The following is a 14,678-nucleotide window of genomic DNA, read 5'->3' as shown; positions in this document are numbered from 1 at the left end:
ACCGGCGACGTCGTGCGCTGGCGCCCCGACGGCCAACTGGACTACCTCCAGCGGCTCGACTTCCAGGTGAAGGTGCGCGGCTTCCGCATCGAGCTGGGCGAAATCGAGGCCTCGCTTCTCGCCCACGCTTCCCTGCATGAAGCCGTCGTCCTCGCTCGTGAGGACGTCCCTGGCGACAAGCGGCTCGTTGCCTATGTCGTGGGTGAAGCCCTCGACGTCTCCGTCCTCCGCGCCCACCTCAAGCAGCACCTGCCTGAGTACATGGTGCCCGCCGCCTTCGTCCCTCTGGAAGCACTGCCACTGACTTCCAACGGCAAGGTGGACAGGAAGGCCCTCCCCGTCCCGGAGGCCTCGCCTCTCGCGGACTTCGTCGCACCTCGCGACGCCACCGAAGAGAAGCTGGCGGACATCTTCGCCCAGGTCCTGCGCGTGGAGCGCGTGGGCGCCCACGACGACTTCTTCTCGCTCGGGGGCCACTCGCTGCTGGCCACCCAGCTCATGTCCCGAGTGCGCGCCACCTTCCGGCGAGAGCTGCCCGTGCGTGCACTGTTCGAGGCCCCCACCGTGGCGGGCCTTGCCCTGCGCATCGACGCCGCTCACTCCTCCGCGGTGCAGCCGCCTCAGATCATTCCCAGGATGCGCGCCACCACCGCGCCCCTGTCCTTCGCTCAGCAGCGGCTCTGGTTCCTGGATCAGCTCACGCCGGGAGATGCGTCGTACAACATCTCCAGTGCGCTGAGCTTGAAGGGGCACGTGGACGTGGAGTCCCTGCGTCGCGCCTTCGAGGCACTGGTCGCCCGCCACGAAGCCCTGCGCACGACCTTCCGCGAGCACCAGGGTGACGCCCTCCAGTCCATCCACCCTTCGGGCGCGTGGACCTTGCCGCTGCATGACGTGTCCGCCCTACCGGAGGCGCGGCGCGAAGCCGAAGCGCGACGCCTCGTCACCGAGGACGCGCGTCAGCCATTCCAGTTGGCAGAAGGGCCGCTCCTGCGCACCGCCCTGGTTCGCCTGGGCGCGGACGATCATCTGTTGCTGGTGACGATGCATCACATCGTCTCCGACGGCTGGTCCATGGGCGTCCTCGTCCGTGAGCTGGTGGCCTTCTACGAAGCCTTCCATGCGGGCCAAAGCCCATCGCTCCCGCCACTGCCCATGCAGTACGCGGACTTCTCGACCTGGCAGCGCCAGTGGCTCCAGGGCGAGACATTGGAGACGCATCTCGGTTACTGGAAGCAGCAGCTCCAGGGGGCACCGGCCGCGCTGGAGCTGCCCACGGATCGGCCTCGTCCGCCCGTGCAGTCACACCGGGGCGCCAAGGTGGACGTGCGCATCCCTCCGGAGATCGCCCACCGACTCAAGGTCTTGGCGGGACGCGAGGGCGCCACAGCCTTCATGGTGCTGCTGTCCGCCTTCCAGGTGCTCCTGTCACGCTACGCCGCGCAGGACGATGTCAGCGTGGGCACGCCCATCGCGGGCCGCACCCAGGCGGAGACCGAGGGCCTCATCGGCTTCTTCGTCAATACGCTCATCCTGCGCGCCCACGTGGAGCCGAAGGCGACCTTCCGCGAGCTGCTCGCGCAGGTGCGCGGCACGACCCTCACGGCCTACGAGCACCAGCACCTGCCGTTCGAGAAGCTGGTGGAAGCCCTCCAGCCCGTTCGGGACACGAGCCGCAGCCCGCTCTTCCAGGTGATGTTCGCCCTGCAGAACACCCCCACCGAGGCGCTCCAGCTCCCGGGCCTCTCCCTGCGGCCACTGCCCCTGGAGGCCCACTTCGCGAAGTTCGATCTCACGCTCTCCTTGCAGGAGGTCCCGGAGGGACTGGTCGGAACGCTGGAGTACGCGACGGACCTGTTCGACGCGGCGACCATCCAGCGCATGGCGGGGCATTTCGGCGTGCTGCTGGAGGCCATCGCGAAGAAGCCTGAGTCGCGGCTCAGCGACCTGCCGTTGCTCACGAATGCTGAGCGCCAGCAGCTCCTCGTCGAATGGAACCCACCCGCCTCGCAGGTGGCGCGTGAGCGCAGCATCCCAGCGATGGTGGAAGCCCAGGTGCGCCGCACGCCGGATGCCGTGGCAGTCATCACGCCCGAGCGGCGACTGACGTACCGGGAACTGGACGCGAAGGCCAACCAACTTGCGCACCGCCTGCGAGGCCTGGGTGTCGGGCCCGAAGTCCGCGTCGGCCTGTGCGTCGAGCGTACCGAGGACCTTGTCATCGGTGCCCTCGGCATCCTCAAGGCCGGTGGCGCCTACGTGCCGCTGGACCCCAGCTACCCGCGGGAGCGCCTGGGCTGGCTGCTGGAGGACGCCCAGGGGCCTGCCCTCGTGGCGCATTCCCATCTGCTCTCGGCGCTGCCCGAAACCAGCGCCACGCCCGTGTGCCTCGACTCGGACGTGGAGTTGGCGAAGCAGCCCACCATGGCGCCCACGGTGGACATCCACCCGGCCCACCTCGCCTACCTCATCTACACCTCCGGCAGCACCGGCCGTCCCAAGGGCGTCGCCATCTCCCACGGCAACGCCGTCTCCTTCCTCCACTGGGCCCTGGAGACCTTCTCGCCGGAGGAGTTGAAGGGCACCCTCGCCGCAACGAGCCTCAACTTCGACCTCTCCGTCTTCGAACTCTTCGCCCCGTTGAGCAGCGGTGGAGCGGTGGTGGTGGCACGCAACGCCTTGCACCTGGCGGAGCTACCCACCGCCTCGCACGTCACCCTCGTCAACACCGTGCCCTCCGCCATGGCGCAACTGCTGCGCCTGGGCGCGGTGCCTCCTTCCGTGCGTGTCATCAACCTCGCTGGTGAAGCCCTCCCGGAGACACTCGCCAAGCAGGTGTACGCGGTGCCCACCGTCGAGAAGCTCTTCAACCTCTACGGGCCTTCCGAGGACACCACCTACTCCACCGCCTCTCTCGTCGGCCGTGACGAAGTGCCGCTCATCGGCAGGCCCCTGCCCGCGACGCGGGCTTACGTGCTGGATGCTTCGTTGCAGCCGGTGCCCGTCGGTGTCGCGGGCGAGCTGTACCTCGCAGGCGAAGGCCAGGCTCGCGGCTATCTGCTGCGCCCGGACCTCACCGCGGAGCGCTTCGTCCCTGAGCCCTACGGGCCTCCCGGCGGACGCATGTACCGCACGGGCGACCGCGTCCGGTACCGCGTCGACGGGCGCCTGGAGTACCTCGGCCGCATCGACTTCCAGGTGAAGGTGCGCGGCTTCCGCATCGAGCTGGGCGAAATCGAAGCCGCCCTCCGCCGTGCTCCAGGCCTCAAGGACGCTGTCGTCGTCGCCAAGGGCGAGACCGCTGACAAGCGCCTCGTCGCCTACGTCACTGCTCGCGACGGCCACTCACTCGACTCCGAGGCACTCAAGGTCCACCTCCGGCAGCAACTGCCCGAGTACATGGTCCCCTCCGCGCTCCTCGTCCTCGACGCACTTCCCCTCAATTCCAACGGCAAGGTCGACCGCAAGGCCCTCCCCGAACCGGGGAACCTCGCGCGTTCATCCGACTTCATCGCTCCTCGGACCGACACCGAGGCGCAGCTCTCCGCCCTCTTCTCGGAGGTGCTCCGCGTGGAGCGCGTGGGCATCCGGGACGACTTCTTCGCCCTCGGTGGCCACTCCCTGCTGGCCACCCAGCTCGTCTCGCGCGTGCGGGTTGCGTTCGCGGTGGAGCTGCCGCTTCGCGCCCTCTTTGAATCCCCCACCGTGGAGGCGCTCGCGACGAAGCTCGACAGTGCCCAGCGCTCCGAGCAGCGTCTGCCGGCCCTGCGGCCCTCCTCGACTGAACGTGCCCTGCCGCTCTCGTTCGCGCAGCAGCGGCTCTGGTTCCTGGATCAGCTCTCCCCGGGCGATGCGTCCTACAACATCCCCACGGCGCTGCGTCTCACGGGCCGGGTGGACGTGGAGTCCCTGCGCCGCGCCTTCGAAGCGCTGGTCGCTCGCCACGAATCCCTGCGCACCACCTTCCTGGAAGATCAGGGCCAGGCCACCCAGCGGATCCACGCGCCCGCGGCATGGACCCTGCCGCTCATCGACGTCTCCAACCTGCCGGAAGCGCAGCGCGAGTCCGAGGCCCAGCGCCGGGTCGCCGAGGACGCCCGGCAGCCGTTCCACCTGGAGCGCGGACCGCTGCTGCGCACGTCGCTCGTGCGGCTCTGGGAAGAGGAGCACCTGCTGCTGGTGACGATGCACCACATCGTCTCCGACGGCTGGTCCATGGGCGTCCTCGTGCGCGAACTCGTGACGCTCTACGCGGCCTTCACCCAGGGCACCTCGCCGGCGCTCGCGCCGCTGCCGCTGCAGTACGCGGACTTCGCGGCGTGGCAGCGCCAGTGGCTCCAGGGAGAAACGCTCGACGCGCAACTGGGTTACTGGAAGCAGAAGCTCGCGGGGGCGCCCGCCGCGCTGGAGCTGCTGACGGATCATCCCCGTCCGTCCATTCAATCCCACGCGGGCGCGGCCCTCTCCGTCCAGCTTCCGCCCGAGACCTCCCAGTCCCTCAAGACGCTGGCCCGGCGCGAAGGGGCCACGCCCTTCATGGTGCTGCTCGCGGGCTTCCAGCTCCTCCTGTCACGCTACGCCGCGCAGGACGACGTCAGCGTGGGCACGCCCATCGCGGGCCGTACGCAGGCGGAGACCGAAGGCCTCATCGGCTTCTTCGTCAACACGCTCGTCCTGCGCGCCCATGTCGAGCCGAAGGCGACCTTCCGCGAGCTGCTCGCGCAGGTGCGCGGCACGACGCTCGCGGCCTACGAACACCAGCACCTGCCCTTCGAGAAGCTGGTCGAAGCCCTCCAGCCCGTCCGGGACCCGAGCCGCAGCCCGCTCTTCCAGGTGATGTTCGCCCTGCAGAACGCGCCCTCCGAGGACCTGCGAGTCCCCGGCCTCACCTTCCAGCAGCTGGAGTCCGGCACGCGCTCCGCCAAGTTCGACCTCACCCTGACGCTCCAGGACTCAGCACAGGGCTTCGTGGGCTGGCTGGAGTACAGCACCGCGCTCTTCGAACAGAGCACCGTGGAGCGGATGCTCCACCATCTGCGCACGCTGCTGGAGTCCGTGGCCGCCAGGCCCGAACAGGCCCTGTCCGAACTGCCGCTGCTCTCCGGTGAGGAGCGCCAGCGCATCCTCGTGGACTGGAACGACACCGCCGTCGCCAGCCCCATGGACGTCCCGGTCCACGTCCACTTCTCCCAGCAGGCCCGCCGCACGCCCGATGCCGTGGCGCTGGTACAGGGGGATGCGACGCTGACGTACGCGCAGCTCGAGGCCCGCGCCAACCAGCTCGCCCATCACCTGCGCGCCCTGGGCATCGTCCCCGGCGCTCGCGTCGGCCTGGCCATCGAGCGCTCCTTCGAGATGGTGACCGCGCTCCTCGCCATCCTCAAGGCGGGCGCGGCCTTCGTCCCCGTGGACCGCAATGCGCCCGTGGACCGCATCGCCATGCTGCTGGAGGACGCGGACGTGGACGTGGTGCTCACGCATCAGCCCTTCGCCTCCAAGCTGCCGGCCTCCGGCACCCGCGTCTGGCTGGACACGCAGCAGGACGTCCTGACCGCGCTGCCCACGCACGCGCCCGAGTCCTCCGTGGAGGGCGAGTCCCTCGCCTACGTGATGTTCACCTCAGGCTCCACGGGCCGTCCCAAGGGCGTCAGCGTGCCGCACCGGGGCATCACCCGACTGGTGCTCGGCAGCACCTTCATGCGCTTCGGCGCGGACGAGGTCTGGCTCCAGTACGCGCCCGTGGCCTTCGACGCGTCCACGCTCGAAATCTGGGGCGCGCTGCTGCACGGCGCGAAGCTGGTCCTCCCGCCGCCCCACGCGCTCTCCCTGGAGGAGCTGGCCGAACAACTGCGTCGACACAGGGTGACGGCGCTGTTCATCACGACCGCGCTGTTCGAGCAGATGGTCCTCCACCAGGGAGAAGCCCTGGCGGAGGTGCGCCAGGTCCTCACGGGCGGAGACGTGATGCCCTGGTCACGCCTGCGCGACCACCTCCCCCGCCTCGCCGAGGGAGCGACGCTGTTCCACGCCTACGGCCCGACGGAGAACACCACCTTCTCCACCACGCTGCCGTTGCACCGCGACACGCGCGTGGCGGGACCGGTCTCCATCGGCCGTCCCATCCCGAACTCCACGGCCTATGTGTTCGACGCGCACCTGCACCCGGTGCCCGTGGGCGTCGCGGGCGAGGTGTACGTGGGAGGCCCCGGCCTCGCGTGGGGCTACCTCCACCGCCCGGACCTGACCGCGGAGCGCTTCGTCCCCCACCCCTTCGCCTCCACCCCGGGCGAGCGCCTCTACCGCACGGGCGACAAGGCCCGCTGGCGGGAGGACGGCACGCTCGACTTCCTGGGCCGCGTCGACTTCCAGGTGAAGGTGCGCGGCTTCCGCATCGAGCTGGGCGAAATCGAAGCCGCCCTGCGCGCCTTCTCGGGAGTCAACGAGGCCGTCGTCGTGGCACGCGGCGCTGACGCGGACAAGCGCCTCATCGGCTACCTCACCGCGCATGAAGGCCCCGCGTTGGAGCTGGAGGCGCTGCGGGTCCACCTGCGGCAGCGGCTGCCGGAGTACATGGTGCCCGCCTCGCTCCTGGTGCTGGATGCGCTGCCCCTCAACGCCAACGGCAAGGTGGACCGCAAGGCCCTGCCGGAGCCGGGGGATGCACCGCGCGCGGCCTCCTACGTCGCGCCGCGCTCGTCCACCGAGACCCGGCTCGCGACCCTCTTCGCGGAAGTGCTCCGCGTGGAGCGGGTGGGCATCCAGGACGACTTCTTCGCGCTGGGCGGACACTCCCTGCTGGCCACCCAGCTCGTGTCGCGCGTGCGCGCCTCATTCGGCGTCGAGCTGCCGCTGCGGGCGCTGTTCGGAGCGCCCACCGTCGAGGCGCTCGCGCCGATGCTCGAGAAGGCTCCGTCCTCCGCGCTTCGTGCTCCGCCGCTGCGGCCCGCGGCCCGCGAAGGGGACATTCCGCTCTCCTTCGCGCAGCAGCGGCTGTGGCTGTTGGATCAGCTCCAGACCGGTGATGCGTCGTACAACATCCCCACCGCCCTGCGGCTGACGGGCCGTGTGGACGTGGACGCGCTGCGAGGCGCCTTCGAGGCGCTGATCGCCCGCCACGAGTCCCTGCGCACCACGCTCGCCGCGTCGCACGAGGCGCCGTCGCAGCGGATCCAGGCCGCGTCGGCGTGGGAGCTGCCCGTCGTGGACCTGAGCGCGCTGCCCCAGGAGCAGCGCGAGGAAGAGGCCCAGCGCATCGTGGCCGAGGAGGCCCGCCGTCCGTTCCAGCTCGCCACGGGACCGCTGCTGCGCGGGCTGCTGGTGCGCCTGGAAACGGAGGAGCACCTGCTGCTGGTGACGATGCACCACATCGTCTCCGACGGCTGGTCCATGGGCGTCCTCGTGCGCGAGATGGCGGCTTTCTACGAGGCCTTGAGCACGGGGAGCACGCCAACGCTCGCGCCCTTGCCGGTGCAGTACTCGGACTTCGCGACGTGGCAGCGGAGCTGGCTCCAGGGCGAGGTCCTGGAGGCACAACTGGACTTCTGGAAGCAGCGGTTGGCCGGTGCTCCGGCGGCGCTGGAGCTGCCCACGGACCGGCCGCGTCCGCCGGTGCAGTCCCACCGGGGCGCCACGGTGGACGTGCGGATTCCCGGCCACCTCGTGGAGGCCCTGAAGGCGCTGGCCCAGAGGGAGGGCGCCACGCCCTTCATGGTGTTCCTCGCGGCGTTCCAGGTGCTGCTGTCGCGCTATGCCGCACAGGATGACGTCAGCGTGGGTTCGCCCATCGCCGGTCGCACCCAGGCGGAGACTGAAGGCCTCATCGGCTTCTTCGTCAACACGCTCGTCCTGCGGGCCCGGGTGGATCCGCGAGCGACGTTCCGCGAGTTGCTGGTCCAGGTGCGGGCCACGACGCTCGCGGCGTACGAGCACCAGCACCTGCCCTTCGAGAAGCTCGTGGAGGCCGTGCAGCCCACGCGTGACTTGAGCCGCAATCCGCTGTTCCAGGCGATGTTCGTCCTGCAGAACATGCCAGGTGGAGAGCTGCGCCTGCCGGGCCTGTCCATGCGGACGCTGCCGTTGGAAACGCGCTTCGCGAAGTTCGATCTCTCCCTGGGGCTGAGAGAGGCCCCCACGGGCATGATGGGCACGCTGGAGTACGCGACGGACCTGTTCGACGCGGCGACCGTGCAGCGCATGGCCGGCCACTTCGGCGTGCTGCTGGAGGCCATCGCGAAGAAGCCTGAGTCGCGGCTCGGGGACCTGCCGTTGCTCACGGATGCAGAGCGCCAGCAACTCCTGGTCGAATGGAACCCGCCTGCTTCGCAAGTGGAGCGTGAGCCCAGCATCCCCGCGATGGTGGAAGCCCAGGTGCGTCGCACGCCGGATGCCCTGGCCGTCATCACGCCCGAGCGGAAACTGACGTACCGGGAGCTGGACGCGAAGGCCAACCAGCTCGCCCACCGTCTGCGAGGCCTGGGCGTCGGGCCCGAAGTCCGTGTCGGCCTCTGTGTCGAGCGTACCGAGGACCTTGTCATCGGTGCCCTCGGCATCCTCAAGGCCGGTGGTGCCTACGTGCCGCTGGACCCCAGCTACCCGCGTGAGCGCCTGGGCTGGCTGCTGGAGGACGCCCAGGGGCCTGCCCTCGTGGCGCATTCGCACCTGCTGCAGGCCCTGCCGGAGACCACTGCCACACCGGTGTGCCTCGACACGGACGTGGAGCTGGCGAAGCAGCCCACCACTGCGCCCACGGTGGACATCCACGCCGGGCACCTCGCCTACCTCATCTACACCTCCGGCAGCACCGGCCGTCCCAAGGGCGTCGCCATCTCCCACGGCAATGCCGTCTCCTTCCTCCACTGGGCGCTGGAGACCTTCTCGCCGGAGGAGTTGAAGGGCACCCTCGCCGCGACGAGCCTCAACTTCGACCTCTCCGTCTTCGAGCTCTTCGCACCGTTGAGCAGCGGTGGCGCTGTGGTGGTGGCACGCAATGCCCTGCACCTGGCGGAACTGCCCACCGCTTCGCACGTCACCCTCGTCAACACCGTGCCCTCCGCCATGGCGCAACTGCTGCGCCTGGGCGCGGTGCCGCCCTCCGTGCGCGTCATCAACCTCGCGGGCGAAGCCCTTCCCGAGACGCTCGCCAAGCAGGTCTACGCGGTGCCCACCGTCGAGAAGCTCTTCAACCTCTACGGGCCTTCCGAGGACACCACCTACTCCACCGCGTCTCTCGTCGGCCGTGACGAAGTGCCGCTCATCGGCCGCCCTCTGCCCGCGACGCGGGCCTACGTGCTGGATGCTTCGTTGCAGCCAGTGCCTGTGGGTGTCGCAGGCGAGCTGTACCTCGCAGGCGAAGGCCAGGCTCGCGGCTACTTGCTGCGTCCGGACCTCACCGCGGAGCGCTTCGTCCCTGAGCCCTACGGGCCTCCCGGTGGCCGCATGTACCGCACGGGCGACCGTGTCCGGTACCGCCTCGACGGGCGCCTGGAGTACCTCGGCCGCATCGACTTCCAGGTGAAGGTGCGTGGCTTCCGCATCGAGCTGGGCGAAATCGAAGCCGCCCTCCGCCGCGCTCCAGGCCTCAAGGACGCCATCGTTGTCGCCAAGGGTGAGGCCGCCGACAAGCGGCTGGTCGCTTACGTCACGCCCAAGGCGAATGCCTCGCTGGAAGTGGAAACCCTCAAGACGCATCTGCGTCAGGGCCTCCCTGAGTACATGGTTCCCACCACCTTCGTGGTGCTGGAGGCCCTGCCCCTCAACTCCAACGGCAAGGTCGACCGCAAGGCCCTCCCGGAGCCGGAGGCACCTCAGTCCGGCAATACCTACGAAGCGCCCCGCACGGAGGTCGAAGCGAAGCTGGCCTCCATCTGGGCGGAAGTCCTGCGTCTGCCCCAGGTGGGCGTGAAGGACTCCTTCTTCGAACTGGGTGGACACTCGCTGCTGGCCACCCAGGTGGTGTCCCGCGTGCGCGCGGACCTGGGTGTCGAGCTTCCCCTGCGAGCCCTCTTCGAATCCTCCACGGTGGAGGCACTGGCCGCGAGGCTGCACGGGAGCGCGAGCCCCCAGGCTCCGAAGCTCACTCGCTCCGCGCACGAGGGACCGCTGCCGCTGTCCTTCGCGCAGCAGCGGCTGTGGCTCCTGGATCAGCTCCAGCCGGAGGATGCGTCCTACAACCTTCCGGCTGCGCTTCAGCTCTCGGGGCACCTGGACGTGGAGGCCCTGCGTCGCGCGTTCGAAGCGCTCGTCGCCCGTCACGAGTCGCTGCGCACCACCTTCCACGAGCATCAGGGGCAGCCCACGCAGCGGATCCAGGCTGCGGCGGCATGGACGCTGCCAATCAAGGATCTCTCGTCGTTGCCCGAGGATGAGCGGGAGAAGGAGGCCCGGAAGCTGGCCGATGAGGAGGCCCGGCGTCCCTTCCACCTCGCAACGGGTCCCCTGCTGCGCAGTGCGCTGGTGCGGCTGCGCGAGGACTCGCACCTGTTGCTCGTGACGATGCACCACATCGTCTCCGACGGCTGGTCCATGGGCGTGCTCGTCCGTGAGCTCATCTCGCTGTACGCCGCGTTCCACGACGGCAAGCAGCCCAGCCTCACGCCACTGCCCGTGCAGTACGCGGACTTCGCCGTCTGGCAGCGGAACTGGCTCCAGGGCGAGGCGCTGGAGGCGCAGCTCCACTACTGGAAGCAGCAGCTCTCTGGAGCACCCGCCGCGCTGGAGTTGCCCACGGACCGGCCGCGTCCTCCCGTGCAGTCCCACCGGGGCGCCACGGTGGAGGTGCGCATCCCGGAGGACGTCGCCCGTGCGCTCAAGGGTCTCGCTGGACGCGAGGGCGCAACGCCCTTCATGGTGCTGCTCGCGGCGTTCCAAGTGCTGCTGTCGCGATACTCCGCACAGGATGACATCAGCGTGGGCTCGCCCATCGCGGGTCGCACCCAGGCGGAGACCGAGGGACTCATCGGCTTCTTCGTCAACACGCTCGTGCTGCGCGCCCAGCTCAACCCGCGCGCGACGTTCAAGGAGCTGCTGGCCCAGGTGCGCGGCACGACCTTCGCGGCGTACGAGCACCAGCACCTGCCCTTCGAGAAGCTCGTCGAAGCCGTGCAGCCCACGCGGGACCTGAGCCGCAGCCCGCTGTTCCAAGCCATGTTCGTCTTGCAGAACACGCCCACCGAGGCGCTGCGTCTGCCCGGCCTGTCCTTCCAGTCCCTGCCGCTGGAGGCTCGCTTCGCCAAGTTCGATCTCTCCCTCGCATTGCAAGAGGTCCAAGGCGGACTGGTCGGAACGCTGGAGTACGCGACAGACCTGTTCGACGCGGTGACCGTGCAGCGCATGGCGGGCCATTTCGGCGTGCTGCTGGAGGCCATCGCGAAGAAGCCTGAGTCGCGGCTCGGGGACCTGCCGCTGCTCACGGATGCCGAGCGCCAGCAGCTCCTCGTCGAATGGAACCCACCCGCCTCGCAGGTGGCGAGCGAGCCCAGCATCCCCGCGATGGTGGAAGCCCAGGTGCGCCGCACGCCGGATGCCCTGGCCGTCATCACGCCTGAGCGGAAACTGACGTACCGGGAGCTGGACGCGAAGGCCAATCAACTCGCGCACCGTCTGCGCGGCCTGGGTGTCGGGCCCGAAGTCCGCGTCGGCCTGTGCGTCGAGCGTACCGAGGACCTCGTCATCGGAGCCCTTGGCATCCTCAAGGCCGGTGGAGCCTACGTGCCCCTGGACCCCAGCTACCCGCGTGAGCGCCTGGGCTGGCTGCTGGAGGACGCGCAGGGGCCTGCCCTCGTGGCGCATTCGCACCTGCTCTCGGCGCTGCCAGAAACCAGCGCCACGCCCGTGTGCCTCGACTCGGACATGGAGCTGGCGAAGCAACCCACCACTGCGCCCACGGTCGACATCCACGCCGGGCACCTCGCCTACCTCATCTACACCTCCGGAAGCACCGGTCGCCCCAAGGGTGTCGCCATCTCCCATGGCAATGCCGTGGCGTTCCTCCACTGGGCGCTGGAGACCTTCTCGCCGGAAGAGTTGAAGGGCACCCTCGCCGCGACGAGCCTCAACTTCGACCTCTCCGTCTTCGAACTCTTCGCCCCGTTGAGCAGCGGTGGCGCGGTGGTGGTGGCACGCAATGCCCTGCACTTGGCAGAACTGCCCACCGCTTCGCACGTCACCCTCGTCAACACCGTGCCCTCCGCCATGGCGCAACTGCTGCGCCTGGGCGCGGTGCCGCCCTCCGTGCGCGTCATCAACCTCGCGGGCGAAGCCCTTCCCGAGACGCTCGCCAAGCAGGTCTACGCGGTGCCCACCGTCGAGAAGCTCTTCAACCTCTACGGGCCTTCCGAGGACACCACCTACTCCACCGCGTCTCTCGTCGGCCGTGACGAAGTGCCGCTCATCGGCCGCCCGCTGCCCGCGACGCGCGCCTACGTCCTGGACGCTTCGCTCCAGCCGGTGCCAGTGGGTGTCGCGGGCGAACTGTACCTCGCAGGCGAAGGCCAGGCTCGCGGCTACCTGCTGCGTCCGGACCTCACCGCGGAGCGCTTCGTGCCGGAGCCCTACGGGCCTCCCGGCGGCCGCATGTACCGCACGGGCGACCGTGTCCGTTACCGCCCCGACGGGCGCCTGGAGTACCTCGGCCGCATCGACTTCCAGGTGAAGGTGCGTGGCTTCCGCATCGAACTGGGCGAAATCGAAGCCGCCCTCCGCCGCGCTCCAGGCCTCAAGGACGCTGTCGTCGTCGCCAAGGGCGAGGCCGCGGATAAGCGCCTCGTCGCCTACGTCACTGCTCGCGACGGCCACTCACTCGACTCCGAGGCGCTCAAGGTCCACCTCCGGCAGCAACTGCCCGAGTACATGGTTCCCTCCGCGCTCCTCGTCCTCGACGCCCTGCCCCTCAACTCCAACGGCAAGGTCGACCGCAAGGCCCTGCCGGAGCCCGACGCTCATGCCGTCGAGGCCCGGGACTTCGTCGCACCCCGCGATGCGCTCGAGATGCAGCTCGCCCGCATCTGGGAGGACGTCCTCGGCGTCCGCTCCGTCGGCGTCCGCTCCAGCTTCTTCGAGCTGGGAGGCCACTCCCTGCTCGCCGTGCGCATGCTCGCGTCCATCCGCGAGCGTCTCGGCCTCAGCCTCCCTCTCTCCGTCCTCTTCCAGCAGCCCACCGTCGAGCAGCTCGCCCAGGTGCTGCGCGACGACACACAGGCCTGGACGCCCCTTGTTCCCCTGGAACGCGGAGAGCCAGGACAGCGGCCCCTCTTCCTCGTCCACCCTGGTGGCGGCAACGTCCTGGCCTACTCGGAGCTGGCACGCAGACTCGGCCCGTCACTGCCCGTCTACGGCCTCCAGTCACGCGGCCTCGACGGGCGCCCCGTCGTCGACTCCATCGAGGAGATGGCCGCCCTCTACATCGAAGCCATCCGCACCGTGCAGCCCCATGGCCCCTACCAGCTCGGAGGCTGGTCCCTCGGTGGCGTCATTGCCTACGAGATGGCCCGCAGGCTGCGCGAGGCTGGCGAAGCCGTGGAGCTGCTCGCGCTCATCGACGCCCACGTGCCCGGCATCACGCCGCCCTCCGAGACAGCGCCCCACTTCTCATCCGAAGCCCGAGTGCGGATCGCCTTCGCCCAGACCACGGCCACCGCCTTCGGCCAGGAGCTCTCCATGTCGGCCGAAGCGCTGGCACAAGGCGACGACGCCGCGATGCTGGACCACCTGCTCCAGGAAGGAGTCCGAGCGCGCATCCTCGACGCGCACTCCGGGGACACCCAGCTTCGCGCCCTCTTCCGTGTCTTCCAGGCCAACCTCTTCGCGCAGGAGAAGTACGTGCCCCAGCCGTACGACGGCACCGCCCTGCTGCTGAGCGCCAGCGAGGCCGCGGACGAACTCCCGGTTCATCGCGGGTGGGAGTCCCTCGTCCGTGGCGGACTGGAAGTGCACGTCGTCCCAGGCAGCCACCATGAGCTGCTACAGGACCCGCACCTCGGGCCCATCGTGGAGCGACTGCGTCTGATCCTCGCCCGTGCGGCGGGCGGCGAGCCGCGCACGACCTCGGGAGGTTGAACCCCGGCCGCCCCGCGCCGGCCTGTTCAGGCGCGGGGGCTCGTCACCTGAGATCCGGCTTTTGCGGTCGAGTCGCGCGCTGACGTCAGAGCTCCCTCCTATGGTGAGGGCTGTAAACACGGGGATTTATTCATCCCCGGGTTGTGCCCGAGGAGCGCCGAGTCGTCCTCATGACACGCCATGTCGTTACCGAATAATGTAACCACTGCGAATTTGCCCACCGCCGCGCTTCCCCCGTGAGAGCGGCTCAGGACGGCAATCCAGCATCAACTGCAGTCTGAGAAATCACGAGTGCCACCGTCCCGGGTGGTGCTCGTGCGCCATGGCATCCCCCAGTGCGGAGTACACGAGATGAGCCAGGATCTGTCGAAGCGGATCGCCAACCTCTCACCGGAAAAGCGCGCCGAGTTGCTCAAGAAGCTGGCCGCGCAGAAGGCCACCGCCGGCAACTCCGTCCAAGGCCTCATCCCGGTACAGGACCGCTCGCGCCCGCTGCCTCTCTCCTTCGCGCAGCAGCGACTCTGGTTCATTGATCAACTGCAGCCCGGCACCTCCCTCTTCAACGTGCCCATGGCGGTGCGCCTGGAGGGTGCGCTCGACGTGGCCGTGCTGGAGCGCGCGTTGCG

At 69.4% G+C, this 14,678-nt stretch carries 2 protein-coding genes; both read left to right on the top strand.

What is annotated here, in order from left to right; translation table 11 throughout:
• Window positions 1-14,052, top strand: a 14,052-nt coding sequence (locus K8612_RS38340; protein ID WP_255672805.1) for a non-ribosomal peptide synthetase, incomplete at its 5' end; no start/stop codon positions are given.
• A 351-nt stretch (window positions 14,053-14,403) separates the two neighbouring features.
• Window positions 14,404-14,678 (top strand): condensation domain-containing protein (locus K8612_RS38335; protein ID WP_223765872.1); only part of this gene is annotated, 275 nt, incomplete at its 3' end.

The sequence above is a fragment of the Corallococcus sp. AS-1-6 genome (assembly GCF_020037015.1).
Classification (GTDB): Bacteria; Myxococcota; Myxococcia; order Myxococcales; family Myxococcaceae; genus Corallococcus.
This window is presented reverse-complemented; position numbering and strand designations above follow the sequence as displayed.